The organism is Winogradskyella sp. PC-19, from assembly GCF_002163855.1.
In the GTDB taxonomy this organism is placed as follows: domain Bacteria; phylum Bacteroidota; class Bacteroidia; order Flavobacteriales; family Flavobacteriaceae; genus Winogradskyella.
The window spans coordinates 1,415,029-1,430,338 of the sequence record NZ_CP019332.1 but is presented as its reverse complement, the minus strand read 5'-3'; the positions used below and the strand labels follow the sequence as shown (position 1 = coordinate 1,430,338).

Here is a 15,310-nt window from a genome sequence, read left to right as displayed (position 1 = left end):
GAATGAAAAAAATTTTAGCATTAATCACTTTAGTAGTATCGGTATCATTTGGGCAGGCTCAAGATTTTAAATTTGGAAAAGTCTCAAAAGAAGAATTGCAAGAAAATGTACATCCGATTGACTCTTCTGCAAATGCAGCAGTGTTATCAAAAAAAGAAGACGTTTACTTTATTTTCACAAATTATGACGGTTTTATGCAACACAGAGAAGTTACTGAGCGCATAAAGATATATAATAAAGAGGGTTATGATTGGGCTACAAAAAAAATCTACTTATACGAGGGAAGCTCTGGCGCCACTAAAGAAAAAGTGTCTAGTGTTAAAGGATATACATATAATCTAAAAGGGGACAAAGTTGAAAAAACAAAGCTTAAAAAAGACGGCATTTTTGAAGAAGACATTAATGATTATACAGAAGTAAACACAATTACGATGCCTAATGTTCAAGATGGATGTGTTATAGAATATACATATAAGATAGTGTCTCCATTTATTGCTATTGATGATTTTACGTTTCAATATGATATCCCAATCAATAAATTAGATGTCAAGATTATTACGCCTCAATTTTATAGATATAATAAGTTTAATAATACAAAAGCTTCATATTTCCCAAGAATTAAAGAGTCAAGAGAAAAGAAAACACTGCCTACAAAAAAGGCTTCATTTTTAGGAACTTCAGCTACAGAAAACACGTCAACATATAATAATTCTAACAATTCATATTATCAAGATGTACTAACTATTTCAGAAAGTAATGTTCCTGCTTTAAAAGCTGAAGCTTTTGCCGGTAGTATGAATAATTATGTTTCTAAAATGAGTATGGAATTAGCAGCAATCCTTAATGAGTATGGGTCAGAGACCAAATCTTTTTCTTCTACTTGGGAAGGTGTTTCAAAAACCATTAATAAACTAGCAAGTTTTGGTGGGCAACTCAAAAGAACAAACTTTTTTGAAGATGATATAACATCAGTAACTGCTAGTGCCGAAAATGATTTTCAGAAAGCTGCAATTCTATCAGCATTTGTAAAATCTAAAGTAAAGTGGAATGGTTATTATGGTGTTTCTGCGTATAAAGGAACGAAGGATGCATACAAAGAAGGAGAAGGTAATGTGGCAGATATCAATTTATTATTAATCGCAATGCTCAAATCTCAAGGTGTAGAGGCAAACCCTGTCTTAGTGAGTACTAGAAATAATGGAATTCCGTTATACCCAACACAAAAAGGATTTAACTATGTAATTTGTATGGTTGAAGATCAAGGAAAGTATATTCTATTAGACGCTTCTGAACGATTTAGTTCAGTAAACGTACTTCCAGAAAGAGCACTAAACTGGCAGGGACGTTTAATTAAAGATGATGGTTCATCGAGTTGGGTGTCTTTAATGTCAAGCCAACAATCATTAGAGTCAACATCATTAAATGTAAAAATGGCAGAGGATTTAAGTGTTTCAGGTAAAGTAAGACAGATTGTTAAATCTAATATGTCACTTAGCTACAAGAAAAAGTACATTGGATTAAGTAAAGACGACCAAGTCAAAGCTATTGAGAGAAACAAAGGTGCCATTGAGGTTTCAAATTTAGAATTAGAAGATAAAGATGGTAACACATTTTCAGGATCTTACGATTATGTTTTAAATGATGCAGTAGAGGATATAGGTGGAAAGTTATATTTTAGTCCCTTACTGTTTTTAGCGGAAAAAGAGAATCCTTTCAAATTAGATGAGCGTCAATATCCTATTGATTTTTCGGTGCCGTTAAAGCAAAAAAATATAGTTAATATAATGCTGCCAGAAGGCTACCAGGTAGAAAGTTTACCTCAAAGTGAGGTTATGGAATTCGCTGGTGGAAAAATTAAATATTCTTTTATTCTCAAGGAAAACGGTAATTTTATTCAGTTAAGTACTGAATTTGATTTGCAAACACCTTTTGTTGGTTCTGCAGATTATGTAGTCTTTAAAGAATTCTTTGGAAAAGTTGTTGCTAAACAAGCAGAGCAAATTGTCTTATCAAAATAATAGATTATGAATATTCAAGATGCGCAAAAAGCAGTAGATAGTTGGATACAAGAACACGGTGTTCGTTATTTTAACGAGCTTACTAATATGGCACAACTCACTGAAGAAGTAGGTGAGGTCGCACGTATTATTGCTAGGCGTTATGGCGAACAAAGTGAAAAAGAAAGCGATAAAGATAAAGACCTAGGGGAAGAGCTAGCTGATGTTGTATTTGTAGTTTTGTGTTTAGCAAATCAAACAGGTATTGATTTACAAACTGCTTTTGATAAAAAGATGGATAAAAAAACCAAACGTGACCACGATAGACATCATAATAACGAGAAATTAAAGTAGCTTTAAGTTATAGATTAATCTCGATTATCGCTTAAATTTGTTCCTGCTTCGGCAGGAATTTATTTTTATGAAATTACACTTACAGAAGTCAAATATTAAGCAATCTTCAAAAATTGCAATTACTGGTTCGAAAAGCGAAGCAAACAGAATACTTATTCTCCAAGCTTTGTATTCAAATATCCAAATTGATAATTTATCAAATTCAGATGATTCTCAGTTGATGCAAAAGGCATTAGCTTCAAAAGAAGAAATAATTGATATTCATCATGCAGGTACAGCTATGCGATTTTTGACTGCTTATTTTTCAGTTCAAGAAGGTCGCCAGACGACTTTGACAGGTTCAAAACGAATGAAAGAGCGTCCAATTGGCATTTTAGTAGATGCGTTGAATGTTTTAGGAGCTGATATCTCATATGCTGAAAATAAAGGTTTTCCTCCAATAATAATTAAAGGAAAAAAACTAACAAACTACGAAGTTACCCTAAAGGCAAATGTAAGTAGCCAATATATCTCGGCATTATTACTTATTGCTTCAGGTTTAAAAAATGGATTAAAGTTAACTCTAGAAGGAAAAATAACTTCTGTCCCATATATAAAAATGACATTGAGCTTGCTAGATCAAATAGGTGTAGAAAATTCATTCGAAAATAATAGCATCACCGTAAAACCCAAACAAGATGATATAGAGCCACAGGTTCTAGTAGTAGAGTCCGATTGGTCATCTGCTTCTTATTTTTATAGTATTGCTGCATTGAGTAAAGTAGGTACCCAGGTACAGCTGTCGTCATATAAAAAAGATTCGCTGCAAGGCGACTCTGTTTTAGCAGAAATTTACAAACAATTTGGTGTCGAAACTATCTATCTAGATAACAAAATAATACTAGAGAAGTCATCAGTTGTCAATGAAAAAACATCAATAGAGTTAGATTTAAGTAATGCGCCTGATATTGCTCAGACCATTTGTGTAACTGCTTTTGGATTGCGATTAAAATGTAATTTAAGGGGGCTTCATACATTAAAAATTAAAGAGACAGATAGGTTATTAGCTTTACAGAACGAATTGACTAAACTAGGAGCTAGTATTTCTGTAACTAATGATGCTTTATCTCTAGAGGCATCTGATGTAATTAATCCCGGAGTTGAAATAGAAACCTACAACGACCATCGTATGGCAATGGCATTTGCGCCCTTAGCTTTGAGGACTTCAATTTTAATTAAAGATGCTAATGTTGTTTCTAAATCATATCCTGATTTTTGGAAAGATTTAGCTCATATTGGATTTAGCATTAAATAATTGACTGTTTACTTGACAACGCCTATCTCGAGATTGTATATTTGCAACTTCAAAAAATAAAACACATACATGAAATTATCACACTTTAGTTTTGAACTTCCAGAAGAATTATTAGCCGAGCATCCTGCAGAGCACAGAGACGAGTCTCGTTTAATGGTATTGGACAGAGCAAATCAAACCATCGAGCACAAAATGTTTAAAGACATTATCGATTATTTTGACGAAGGAGATGTGATGATCTTAAATAACACAAAAGTTTTTCCAGCTAGACTTTATGGTAATAAAGAAAAAACTGGTGCGCGTATCGAGGTATTCTTGCTAAGAGAATTAAATCAAGACCAACGTCTATGGGATGTATTAGTAGACCCAGCTCGTAAAATCAGAATCGGAAATAAATTATATTTCGGTGAAGACGAAACTTTAGTTGCTGAAGTTATTGATAACACAACCTCAAGAGGACGTACATTACGTTTTCTTTATGATGGTTCATATAGTGATTTTAGAACAAAATTAACTGAGCTTGGACAAACACCATTGCCTAAGTACATCAATAGAGATGTAGAGCCAGAAGACGAGGAACGATATCAGACTATATACGCAACTAACGAAGGTGCTGTTGCTGCACCAACTGCAGGACTCCACTTTTCTAAGCACTTGTTAAAGCGATTGGAAATAAAAGGTATTGAAAGAGCAGAAGTGACTTTACATGTTGGTTTAGGTACTTTTAATCCAGTAGAAGTAGAGGATTTATCGAAGCACAAAATGGATAGTGAAGAGATAGAGATTAAACAATCTGCAGCTGATATAATTAACACTGCTCAAAAAAACAAAAAACGTATTTGTGCTGTAGGTACAACATCAATGCGAACTATTGAGAGTTCTGTGTCTTCTAGTGGAACCTTAAATCCATATGAAGGTTGGACAAATAAGTTTATTTTTCCACCATATGATTTTAGTATAGCTAACTGTATGATTACAAATTTTCATACACCAAAATCAACTTTATTGATGATGGTTTCTGCCTTTGCTGGTCATGATTTTATGAAAGAAGCTTATGCTGAAGCTGTAAAAGAAAAATATAAATTTTATTCTTATGGTGATGCGATGTTAATCATCTAGTCAAAATAAAATAAATTTAAAAGTCTCTTAAGCGTTTAAGTTAATGTTTAAGAGGCTTTTTTGCTGAAAACACTTATTTGCTTTTTACTACTTTTGCACTACAATGGAGATAAAGAAAAAAGACATACGCGCATTAACAAAAGAACAACTTCGCGATTTTTTTGTAAGTAACGGAGATAAAGCTTTTCGTGGTAATCAGGTTTACGAGTGGCTATGGCAAAAATCAGCACATAGTTTTGAGGATATGACCAATGTTTCTCTTAAAACACGAGAAATGCTCGAAGCTAATTTTGTGATTAATCATATTCGTGTGGACCAAATGCAACGTAGCGAAGACGGTACCATTAAAAACGCGGTAAGACTTCACGATGATTTAATTGTAGAGTCTGTTTTAATTCCTACTGCAACACGTACAACAGCTTGTGTTTCTTCTCAAGTTGGTTGTAGTTTAGATTGTAAGTTTTGTGCAACAGCACGGTTAAAGCGTATGCGTAACCTTAATCCAGACGAAATTTATGACCAAGTTGTTGCTATTGATAACGAAAGTCGTTTGTATCATGACAGACCTTTAAGTAATATTGTTTTTATGGGTATGGGTGAGCCATTGATGAATTATAAAAACGTTATTAAAGCCATTGATAAAATCACTTCTGATGAAGGTTTAGGGATGTCTCCAAAACGAATTGTAGTTTCAACTTCTGGTGTTCCAAAAATGATAAAAAAAATGGCTGATGATGAGGTCAAGTTTAAATTAGCTGTATCGCTTCATTCTGCAATAGATGAGGTTAGGACCTCAATAATGCCATTTAATGCAACGTTTCCTTTAAATGATTTACGTGAGGCATTAGAGTATTGGTATTCAAAAACCAAAAATAGAATCACTTACGAGTATGTTGTTTGGGATGGAATAAATGACCAACGGAAAGATGTAGATGCACTGGTTCAATTCTGCAAATTTGCACCAAGTAAAGTGAATCTTATAGAGTACAATCCTATTGATGACGGTATGTTTCAGCAGGCAAACTCAAAAGCGATAGATATGTATGTAAAAGTTTTAGAAGCTAACAACATTACGGTAACAGTTCGCCGCAGTCGCGGAAAAGATATAGATGCAGCTTGTGGTCAGTTAGCAAATAAGACATAAAAAAAGCTCCTTTTTAAGGAGCTTTTTCTAAAGTTCTACCTAGTTATTATTCTTTAACAATCCTAACTGTTTTGGTTAAATTTTCAGAAGAAATTAAAACCAAGTAAACACCAGTTGGTAAAGAAGCAATATTAATTGAATTATCGTAAATTGATTCTTTACTGTAAGAATTTACTTTTTTACCTAACAAATCAAAGATTTCGACATTATCAATTTGTGATGATGTATTAATATTTAGTATATCTTTAGCTGGATTTGGTGATAAATTTACATTTAGTATATCATCTTCTTGGGTTCCAAGTGTGGTTTCTGTTGTGAACGTTACAGTAGTACAGGTAGTTGATTGTCCAAAACAATTATTTGCAAGAATAGAATACGTATAAGTTGTGTCTAAAGATAAACCAGTAATATTTACCGATGTGTCTGCTAAATTTCCTAATTCATTGCCGTCAAAAATCACTGTATAGTCTACTGCTGTAGCAGAAGTATTCCATGATAACTCAACTTGTCTAGAACCATCTGTAGCTTCTGTTGTAGCGACGTTAGTTTGGTTCTGAGTTGGAGATATGGTTACAGGGCAGGCTGGAGCTGCAGTCTCTGTACAAGATTCAGTTGTAAAATTCCAGGTAGGACAACTAGTGGCTATTCCAAAGCAATTGGAAGGAACTACAGACCAACTATATGCGGTGTTAAAATCAAATCCCACAAATGTAATTCCAGAAGTACGATTACCTTGAGAGAATCCGTTAATGAATAATTCATAAGTAGTAGCTAGAGGGTCAGTATTCCATTCAAAAGTTATAGAATTATCTGGACCTAATGTTACATTGTTGTTGTTGTTGGTTGGACCTATTTCAGTGACGCAACTTGGAGCTAGGGTCTCTGTACATTGAAAAATAGAAATATTATCTATAGACCATGAAAGAGACCAGTTTCCTGTCCAAACAAAACGTATTTGAGCAGTTGCAGCACCAATTAATTGCGGAGCATCTAAAGATTGAATACCCGAAACTGTTGGAGCAGAACCATCAGCAGCTGTAGAATAGGTCTGTATAGTCGTCCAAGTTATTCCGCTATTGTTAGAGACTTGTACAACACCTTGACCTCCAAAGCTACCGTTATAAAAAGTTGCAAAACTTAGGGTGACAGCGGTCGTTAATGATGATGCGTTAAATACGGGACTTGTTAATGTAGATTGTTCTAAGGTTCCGGTATTACCATAGCCATCACTATTAAAAGTAGCATAAGAACCATCACCACCATTGTCATAAACAGCAGTGTTTCCTGTAGTAAAACCTCCAGCTTCACCTGTATTTTCTATCGTCCAAATTTCTGGTGGTGTATTTTCTAAATCATCAGTAATTGACCAGCCTGATGGTGTTCCTGGAGCACCAGGTGCCTCAAAATCTTCAGTGAAGACAACTTGTCCAAACATTAATCCTGAGGATAAAATTAATGCAAGAGTTAAAGTAATTTTTTTCATAAATGTGTTGTTGATTAATTAATAGGACTTTCAATATATAAAAGACGGTGGTTTCATTATGACGTTTTGTTAAATAAATAGATTAACTGCATATTATTTTGGATAATTAACATGAATTATTATATTAAAGAGTTATTATCCAAGAAATTTTAATTATTTTAAGATTTTGATTAAGAATAGTTTAATTTTTAATGTAATCGTTTTAGCATGCTTTTTAGTAAATTTGTTGTTTACATACTAGATTGAAAATAACGGAACAAATAAAGCAACCAATCGCTTACGAGATGGAACTTTTTGAACAAAAGTTTAGACTCGCTATGTCAAGTAAGGTTGCTCTTCTTAATAGGATTACTCATTATATTGTTAATAGAAAAGGCAAGCAAATGCGACCTATGTTCGTATTTTTGGTAGCCAAAATGATGAATAACGGTGAAGTTAGTGAACGTACATATCGTGGTGCTTCTGTTATCGAGTTGATTCATACAGCAACTTTGGTACATGATGATGTTGTCGACGATAGCAACCGTCGCAGAGGTTTCTTCTCTATAAATGCACTTTGGAAAAACAAAATAGCAGTTCTTATTGGTGACTATTTGCTGTCCAAAGGTTTGTTGTTATCTATTGATAATAATGACTTTGATCTACTAAAAATTATTTCTGTTGCAGTTCGTGAAATGTCTGAAGGAGAATTATTGCAGATTGAAAAGGCACGTCAATTAGATATTACTGAAGATGTATATTACGAAATTATACGTCAAAAAACCGCAACGCTTATTGCAGCATGTTGTAGTCTTGGCGCTGCTTCTGTAAAACCAAATTCTGATGACGTCGAAAAAATGCGAAAATTTGGAGAGCTTATCGGAATGGCATTTCAGATTAAAGACGATTTATTTGATTATGGCGAAACTAAAATTGGAAAGCCAACAGGTATCGATATCAAAGAGCAGAAAATGACCTTGCCTTTAATTTACGCGCTCAATAACTCAACAAAAAAGGAAAAGTCTTGGCTAATTAACTCTGTAAAAAAGCATAATAAAGATAAAAAACGTGTTAAAGAGGTTATCAGTTTTGTTATTGCAAAAGGTGGTTTGCATTATGCTGAAACCAAAATGGTAGCTTTCCAAAAAGAAGCTTTGGCACTATTAGCAGACTATCCAGAGTCAGAATTTAAAGCTTCGTTAATATTAATGGTTAATTACGTTATTGAGCGTAAGAAATAAATCCCAAAGAATATCTCTGCGAACTCTTGAGAGGTTTTTTAAAAAAATAAATCAAAAAATCACTCCTCTTAAAACCCTTATATTTACTGTATGCATATTCGTTTTAGAATAAAAAATGAAAAAATTTCAATCTTTAGGCAACCAAAACAAAACCTTTTGCGTCTTTATAAATAGAAGTGCAAACCATCACTATTAAAAACAGAATGAAAGTCATTCAACTTCACAATAACGAAAAAAAACTTATAGCAAAAGCTGCGAAAAATAATCGCGAAGCGCAGCATATATTATATGAGTTACATGCACCAAAGATGCTTAGCGTTTGTCGTTATTATGTTAAGGATGTACATCAGGCAGAAGAAGTAATGCTTAATGGTTTTTTTAAAGTCTTTAAGCATCTAAAAAGTTTTAAAAGTGAAGGTAGTTTTGAAGGTTGGATACGTCGTATTATGGTTAGAGAATCTATTTCATATTTACGAGGTAAAAAAAGATTAGAGTTTCCTGTTGAAGAAGTTGATTTTAAACAAAATTCTACAGACAGTATAAACTCTAATATCGAAGTTGCCGAGATTCAACGTTTAATAGATAGTTTGCCAGAAGGTTACAAAATGGTATTTGTTATGTATGCCATAGAAGGTTATAAACATTATGAAATTGCAGAGATGCTTCAGATTTCTGAAGGCACATCAAAATCGCAATTATACAAAGCAAGACAATTGCTACAGCAAAAAATAAAAGACTTAAATAAGACCAATTATGGCACCAATTAAATTTGAAGAACAAATAAAAGACAAGCTAGAGCGGCGTAAAGTCACGCCGTCTGCAGATGCTTGGTCTAAGCTCTCTCAGCAGTTAGATGCAGATGAGAAGCGTAATAAAAAATCATCATTTTGGTGGTTTGGTATTGCGGCAAGTATTGCAGCATTAGTTTTTGTATCTATCTCTTATTTTGGAGGACAAGACAAAACTACTGAAGAGAATATTATTGTCAAAGATAAAGTAGAGGATGCTATCTTACCTAAAGCTGAAGATAAAACCTTAAACAAAAATCAGATACTTCAGCAAGAAGAACTTGCAGCAACTAAGAAGACAGAAGAAACAAAAATTCTAGATGAAAAAATTGAAGTTCAAAAATCAATAATTCTACAAAAATCAGTTGGGGTAAAATCAGAAAAAGTGATAGCAAAGAATAGTAAAGAACAACAATTACCAAAAACAAGTTCAATACAACTAAAAAATAAACCTGAGGATTTACTAACCCCAAAACTGGAAGTAGAGTTTAACTCTGTTGTAGATGTCTTACAAAATGTCAAGTCTAGTAATAAGAGTGCAGTAACCGATCAACAAATAGATTCTCTATTAAAATTAGCAAATCGCGAGTTGCTAATGGAAAAGACCATAAAAAAAGGAATTACTGTGGTTGATGCAGATAAACTGCTTCAAGACGTTGAAGAAGATATGGGACAATCCTTTAGAACCCGAATTTATGAAACATTAAAAAGCGGTTACAAGGAAGTTAAGGAAGCTGTGGTTCAGCGAAATAACGACTAAGTCAATTCATCAAAAAACGAACAAAAAACAATCATTAATTTTAAAAAAACGAACAATGACAACAATTACTAAGTATGTTGTAGCACTAATCTTATGCTTATTTGTAGCAGATTTAGGTGCACAAGAAGAAACTAAAGAAGTTGATCAAGACTCAACAAAAAATAGGATTAATCATTCCTACAAACAAATGCAGATTGATAAATTAGAGGCTCAAAAAAAGCGAGTAGAAACTCAAGAACGCGATTTTCTGAAAGCCGATATCGAAGGCATCAATAGACAATTAGACGAAGGTAAGATTACCGCTGGTGAAGCTGAAGAGCTAAAAAAGGAAGCGGCAAAAAAAAGAGCAGCTAATATAGCAGACCGTATGGCTATCATAGACAAAAAAATTGAGCTTGTTAAGAGAAACCCTTATGCCGAAAATCTAGATCGCGATAATACTTCTTATATCGGTTTTGTTACAGACACTGAAGGCGGAGGACGTATTGGGTTGTCAATTAAATCAAATACTAGAAAACCACCCAAATATGACATCCGTACAAGTAACAGAATGGTGTTTGCTTTAGGTTTTAACAATGCCATTGGAGATGGGCAAGGTTTAGATGATTCGCCATACAAATTAGGAGGTTCTGGATTTGTAGAATTAGGTTGGGTTTGGCAAACACGTATTTTTAAAGAATCTAATTTTGCTAGGATTAATTATGGTTTCTCTTTCCAATGGAATAAACTCGATATTAAAAATAACCAGTTTTTTGTAGAAAATGGAAGTCAGACTACGCTGCAAAATTTTTCGGGTAATTTAAAAAGCGCAAAATTTAGGGTTACCAACTTAGTTTTACCAGTTCATTTTGAATTTGGACCGTCACGTAAAAAAGACTACGGAAATCGTATACGCTACTTTACGGATAATAAATTCAGAATAGGACTTGGTGGTTACGGTGGTGTAAGGTTGGGTTCTATGCAGAAGTTAGTTTATGATGATGCTGATGGTGACCGTGTAAAAAACAAAGAAAAAAGAAACTTTAATGCTTCAAATTTTGTTTATGGTTTAAGCGGTTATATTGGTTGGGGAGATTTAGCTATCTATGCTAAGTATGATTTAAACCCACTATTCAAAGACCAAGCTTTTGATCAGAATAATATTTCATTAGGTCTACGTTGGGACTTAGACTAAATCAATTAAGTTTTTGAGTTGATTAAGCCTTAATCTGTTTACAGATTAAGGTTTTTTATGTCTGTAAAACAGCCTAAGTATTATATATTACTTTAATTACTATTAGCTCTTTCCAAAATCAATGAAGAAAAAGATTTAACTACTATTCTTATGCATTCTTCGTCCACCCTAAAATTTGGTGCTTGATTCATTGCATTAATTCCCTTTTTAGGATTAGAACCACCAAGCAAAAAATAAACACCAGGAGTTTTTTGTTGAAAGTAAATAAAGTCATCATTGAAATAAGGTATCTGTCCATAATTCATTACGACAGAATTATTTCCATAAATATCTTTTAGCGTATTAATGGTATTTTCTGTCAATAACTTATCATTGAATACCGTAGGATTTTCTTGAATAAATGATATAAACTTATCTTTGTATTCTGATTCGCTAATTATTTGCTCTATTTTTGGTAAAATATTAGTTAGATTTGATTTTTTGGTATCATAGGCAAATGCTTTTATCACAAGTTGGTTATTATCTTGTTTCATTATAAAGTTTTCTTCCATGAAATGATAATCTTTAAAAACAGTATTAGGATTATTTAATCCAACAACAGAATCAAACGCCATTGGAATTTCCCAAGGATTTACACCTTCTTTTTTTTGTAGGGTCTTATTTCTTATTTGCTTGTACAGGATTTCTGCATCTTCTTCTAAAAATTTATCATTAAATTTTATCTCCATCCATTTTTGGTAAGCATATAGTTCGTTCGGTTTAGTCATTATCTGACCCACGGGTAATGCTGTCACATGTAAGGTGTATATTTCATCAATATTCATTTCTGAAAACAGATTGCTATTTGTCATATTTTTTGCACCAACAAAAGTCTCCTCTTCAGGTTGAAATATAAAATAGATTGTGCCTTTAATAGATGCCTTGTTTTTTGATAATACTTCGGCTATTCCAAGTCCAATAGCCACATGTATATCGTGACCGCAACCGTGTTGTATTCCTTCGTTTTTTGACCTAAAAGATACGTCGTCAGTGAGATCACTAGGTATAGCATCCATATCAGCTCTCTAAGCTATGTTTTTTCCCTCTTTTTCACCTTTTAGTATACCGACGACACCATAGCCTGCTACTCTTGTTTTGACTTCTAACCCTAAACTTGATAAATAGTCTACAATGATTTTTGAAGTTCTTTTTTCGTTTCCAGCTAATTCAGGATATTTATGAATATCTCTTCTGATTTTTACTATTCTATCAAAAATTTCGTTTGTTTGTTTTTCTATATTAAGGTGAACGTTTTGTTCATCTGAAGATTTGCAGGAGAATAAAAAACTAAATCCTAAAAATAATAAAATAAGGTGTTTTTTTAATGTCATATACAGTTGTTAGTCTTCATCTTTTAATGGATATCTCATCTTAACTCTTTCTATTACTTTTTCCCTATGATGAGCCCATTCAGGATAACTCAACCACTCCGATTCGCTCTTGAATTTTGGTTCAAATGTTCCAATATTTATATCAGCATCAATTTTTATGTGATACCATTTCTCATCAATTTTTTCTGAGTAGGTTATTTCTTTGTAGTTTTTTTTATAGGCTTTCCAACCTAAATTTTTATCACGAAAATATTTCATGATTTTATCTATTCTTACGATTAATATAAAAGCAATGAATAGTAATAAATACATAAATAATTTAATTAATCAACGTAGTCATGGTAACCTCTAAGAAAATTACTAGTAGCTATTATTGAAATGGTTTTTATTTTTTCAGTTTGCAATGGTAAAATTCTACTAAATTATTTCGTTTCGTTTAGTTTCGTTTTTGTTCGTATTTATTACCAGCTAGTCATAATACTACCTTTTGGTAGTGTTTATTGATTTCTAATCTAAATATATAGCTATTATTTCAGCTTTAAAAATTGGCTTTACAACAACTTAAAAATAACTTTATAAACATTAATTTTTTAAACTTAGACTTTGTCTTAAATTTACTGTCTTATTAGATTTTAACCTTGATATCACAAAATTCCATAGCCCAAGTTTTTGAAACCGCTCGAGTAGAAGAGGTTATTGGCGATTTTGTACAACTCAAAAAATCTGGAAGTAACTTTAAAGGTTTAAGCCCATTTAGCGAAGAACGTACACCAAGTTTTATGGTGTCTCCTGTTAAACAAATCTGGAAAGATTTTTCGACTGGTAAAGGCGGTAATGCTGTGACTTTTTTGATGGAGCATGAGCATTTTACGTATCCCGAAGCTATAAAATACTTAGCCAAAAAGTATAACATTGAGATAGAAGAAACTGAGCGTACTGACGAAGAAAAAGCAAAGGCAGACACACGTGAGAGTTTGTACATGGTTAGTGAATATGCTAATGATTACTTTCAGAAAACCATGCATAAAACCGATAAAGGTAAAGCCATTGGGTTGAGCTATTTTAAAGAACGTGGTTTTACTATAGAAACAATAAAAAAGTTTCAGCTTGGCTATTCTCTTGATGAGTGGCAAGCGTTTACAGATGAGGCTCTAAAAAATGGTTATAAAATAGAATTTCTTAAAGGTACAGGTTTAACGATTGTAAAGCCAGAGAAGCATTTTGATAGATTTAAAGGCCGTGTTATGTTTCCGATTCATAGTATGAGTGGTCGTATTTTAGGGTTTGGAGGTCGTATTTTGGGCAACGATAAAAAGGCAGCTAAATACCTTAACTCTCCTGAAAGTGAAATCTACCACAAAAGTAAAGTGCTTTATGGTCTATACTTTGCTAAGCAAACCATTGCAAAAGAGGATAACTGTTATTTGGTCGAAGGTTACACAGACGTGATACAGTTTTACCAACGTGGTATTACCAACGTAGTATCGTCTTCCGGTACAGCTTTAACACCAGATCAGATTAGACTAATAAAACGTCTGACAAACAATATTACTGTTCTTTTTGATGGAGATGCAGCAGGTATGCGTGCTTCAATCCGTGGTATAGACTTAATATTAGAGCAAGGTATGAATGTGCGTGTTTGTACATTTCCTGATGGCGAAGACCCAGACAGTTTTGCTAAAAATAATACACTACAAGAAGTTACTGAGTATTTGAGTGAAAATGCTAAAGATTTTATTCAGTTTAAAGCATCACTTTTATTTGAAGATACTAAAAACGACCCCATAAAAAAGGCAGAGACAATTCGTGATATTGTAAATAGTATAGCAAAAATTCCTGATCAGATAAAAAAGGAAGTTTATATCCAAGAGTGTGCTCGAATTATGGATATTAGTGAGTCTGTTTTATTTAGCACCTTGGCTCAGATTAATAAAAAGGAAGCTCAAGATGCTAATAAAAATTATAAGCAAGAACGTAAGGCGTTTGATATTGTAAAGTCTGAGCCAAAACCAACAATAAAAGTTGATATACAGTACGAGTTAGAGCGAAAAATCATCGAAATATTATTACTGTATGGTAACAAAACCGAAAAATTTGAAGATTTAGTACTTAAAGAAGATGAAACTTCAGGTGATTTGATTTTAGAACCTGTTGTACACGAAGCTCGGGTTTTTGAAAAAGTATATCTAGATCTTCAGGAAGATGAAATGCAATTTAGTGACGCTCAGTTTAAAACCTTATACTATTCTATTATTGATAATTTAAATCAAAACGAAGCGTTTTCTGCAAAAGACTTTATAAATAACCTAGACCAAAATATGGCGCCTTTGGTGACTAATATTTTAATGGATGATGAAAAGTACAGTCTGCATGATTGGGAGCGTAATCAAATTATACCAAAAGAAAAAGGTCATACAGTCCCGCAATTGGTAAGCCAAACAATATTAAGCTTGCGTTGTTTTTTGATAGATCAAAAAGTAATGGCATTTAAAGAAGAAACATTAAATACAGATGTAGATTCAAAGTCCTTAATGGAAGATGTCAAAGATTATTTGGGCCTAAAAATGTTGCTATCAAGGAAACTTGGTAAGGTAGTAGGCGGCTAAG

The 15,310-nt window shown here is 33.0% G+C and carries 14 protein-coding genes; 10 read left to right on the top strand and 4 right to left on the bottom strand.

Going from position 1 to position 15,310, the window contains the following annotated elements:
- Positions 1-2: 2 nt before the first annotated feature.
- The 5 genes from BTO05_RS06675 to rlmN all read left to right on the top strand — a co-directional run bounded on the left by BTO05_RS06675 (position 3) and on the right by rlmN (position 5,908).
- Entirely contained in the window at positions 3-2,018 is a 2,016-nt protein-coding gene (locus tag BTO05_RS06675; protein WP_087491909.1) for a transglutaminase domain-containing protein, read from the top strand.
- Between the two features lie 6 nt (positions 2,019-2,024).
- Positions 2,025-2,351 (top strand): nucleotide pyrophosphohydrolase, encoded by a 327-nt coding sequence (locus BTO05_RS06670; RefSeq protein ID WP_087491908.1) that lies wholly within the window; start codon positions 2,025-2,027, stop codon positions 2,349-2,351.
- Positions 2,352-2,418: 67 nt separating this feature from the next.
- Positions 2,419-3,645, top strand: coding sequence for a 3-phosphoshikimate 1-carboxyvinyltransferase (locus BTO05_RS06665; RefSeq protein ID WP_087491907.1), 1,227 nt, complete (start codon positions 2,419-2,421; stop codon positions 3,643-3,645).
- A gap of 69 nt (positions 3,646-3,714) precedes the next feature.
- Entirely contained in the window at positions 3,715-4,764 is a 1,050-nt protein-coding gene (queA, locus tag BTO05_RS06660; RefSeq protein WP_087491906.1) for a tRNA preQ1(34) S-adenosylmethionine ribosyltransferase-isomerase QueA, read from the top strand.
- A 103-nt stretch (positions 4,765-4,867) separates the two neighbouring features.
- On the top strand, positions 4,868-5,908 hold the full coding sequence (rlmN, locus tag BTO05_RS06655; protein ID WP_087491905.1) for a 23S rRNA (adenine(2503)-C(2))-methyltransferase RlmN: 1,041 nt from the start codon (positions 4,868-4,870) through the stop codon (positions 5,906-5,908).
- A 46-nt stretch (positions 5,909-5,954) separates the two neighbouring features.
- Here rlmN and BTO05_RS06650 read toward each other — a convergent pair whose 3' ends face one another.
- Positions 5,955-7,391 carry a T9SS type A sorting domain-containing protein gene (locus BTO05_RS06650; RefSeq protein WP_087491904.1) on the bottom strand — a complete coding sequence of 479 codons (1,437 nt, stop codon included), beginning with the start codon at positions 7,389-7,391 and terminating at the stop codon, positions 5,955-5,957.
- Positions 7,392-7,633: 242 nt separating this feature from the next.
- On the opposite strand from BTO05_RS06650, the gene BTO05_RS06645 reads away from it, so the two are divergent.
- From BTO05_RS06645 to BTO05_RS06630, 4 genes are all read left to right on the top strand, one after another.
- On the top strand, positions 7,634-8,611 hold the full coding sequence (locus BTO05_RS06645; protein WP_087491903.1) for a polyprenyl synthetase family protein: 978 nt from the start codon (positions 7,634-7,636) through the stop codon (positions 8,609-8,611).
- A 203-nt stretch (positions 8,612-8,814) separates the two neighbouring features.
- Positions 8,815-9,378, top strand: coding sequence for an RNA polymerase sigma factor (locus BTO05_RS06640; RefSeq protein WP_087493304.1), 564 nt, complete (start codon positions 8,815-8,817; stop codon positions 9,376-9,378).
- A complete protein-coding gene (locus BTO05_RS06635; RefSeq protein ID WP_087491902.1) occupies positions 9,365-10,159 on the top strand; it encodes a hypothetical protein in 795 nt (264 codons plus the stop codon). Before BTO05_RS06640 ends, BTO05_RS06635 begins: the two co-directional genes overlap by 14 nt.
- A gap of 55 nt (positions 10,160-10,214) precedes the next feature.
- Positions 10,215-11,333, top strand: a complete 1,119-nt coding sequence (locus BTO05_RS06630; protein ID WP_087491901.1) for a hypothetical protein — start codon at positions 10,215-10,217, stop codon at positions 11,331-11,333.
- Positions 11,334-11,425: 92 nt separating this feature from the next.
- Here the strand turns inward: BTO05_RS06630 and BTO05_RS06625 are convergent, their stop codons facing one another.
- From BTO05_RS06625 to BTO05_RS06620, 3 genes are read right to left on the bottom strand one after another with little or no spacing between them, the layout of a single operon-like run.
- Complete coding sequence (locus BTO05_RS06625) at positions 11,426-12,388, bottom strand: M20/M25/M40 family metallo-hydrolase (RefSeq protein ID WP_232459793.1); 963 nt, start codon at positions 12,386-12,388, stop codon at positions 11,426-11,428.
- 9 nt (positions 12,389-12,397) lie between these two features.
- Positions 12,398-12,703: a hypothetical protein gene (locus tag BTO05_RS14190; protein ID WP_232459792.1), complete on the bottom strand. Its 306-nt coding sequence runs from the start codon at positions 12,701-12,703 to the stop codon at positions 12,398-12,400.
- 9 nt (positions 12,704-12,712) lie between these two features.
- The gene (locus tag BTO05_RS06620) at positions 12,713-13,015 is read right to left on the bottom strand and encodes a hypothetical protein (RefSeq protein WP_087491900.1); all 303 of its coding nucleotides are present in this window, start codon (positions 13,013-13,015) and stop codon (positions 12,713-12,715) included.
- A gap of 326 nt (positions 13,016-13,341) precedes the next feature.
- Between BTO05_RS06620 and dnaG the strand changes: the two genes are divergently transcribed.
- The gene (dnaG, locus tag BTO05_RS06615; protein WP_087491899.1) at positions 13,342-15,309 is read left to right on the top strand and encodes a DNA primase; all 1,968 of its coding nucleotides are present in this window, start codon (positions 13,342-13,344) and stop codon (positions 15,307-15,309) included.
- The last annotated feature ends 1 nt before the right edge of the window (position 15,310 follow it).

Coding starts and splice junctions, on each gene's coding strand:
- BTO05_RS06675 (WP_087491909.1), top strand. CDS start 3: ATGAAAAAAATTTTAGCATTAATCACTTTAGTAGTATCGGTATCATTT.
- BTO05_RS06670 (WP_087491908.1), top strand. CDS start 2,025: ATGAATATTCAAGATGCGCAAAAAGCAGTAGATAGTTGGATACAAGAA.
- BTO05_RS06665 (WP_087491907.1), top strand. CDS start 2,419: ATGAAATTACACTTACAGAAGTCAAATATTAAGCAATCTTCAAAAATT.
- queA (WP_087491906.1), top strand. CDS start 3,715: ATGAAATTATCACACTTTAGTTTTGAACTTCCAGAAGAATTATTAGCC.
- rlmN (WP_087491905.1), top strand. CDS start 4,868: ATGGAGATAAAGAAAAAAGACATACGCGCATTAACAAAAGAACAACTT.
- BTO05_RS06650 (WP_087491904.1), bottom strand. CDS start 7,391: ATGAAAAAAATTACTTTAACTCTTGCATTAATTTTATCCTCAGGATTA.
- BTO05_RS06640 (WP_087493304.1), top strand. CDS start 8,815: ATGAAAGTCATTCAACTTCACAATAACGAAAAAAAACTTATAGCAAAA.
- BTO05_RS06635 (WP_087491902.1), top strand. CDS start 9,365: ATGGCACCAATTAAATTTGAAGAACAAATAAAAGACAAGCTAGAGCGG.
- BTO05_RS06630 (WP_087491901.1), top strand. CDS start 10,215: ATGACAACAATTACTAAGTATGTTGTAGCACTAATCTTATGCTTATTT.
- BTO05_RS06625 (WP_232459793.1), bottom strand. CDS start 12,388: ATGGATGCTATACCTAGTGATCTCACTGACGACGTATCTTTTAGGTCA.
- BTO05_RS14190 (WP_232459792.1), bottom strand. CDS start 12,703: ATGACATTAAAAAAACACCTTATTTTATTATTTTTAGGATTTAGTTTT.
- BTO05_RS06620 (WP_087491900.1), bottom strand. CDS start 13,015: ATGTATTTATTACTATTCATTGCTTTTATATTAATCGTAAGAATAGAT.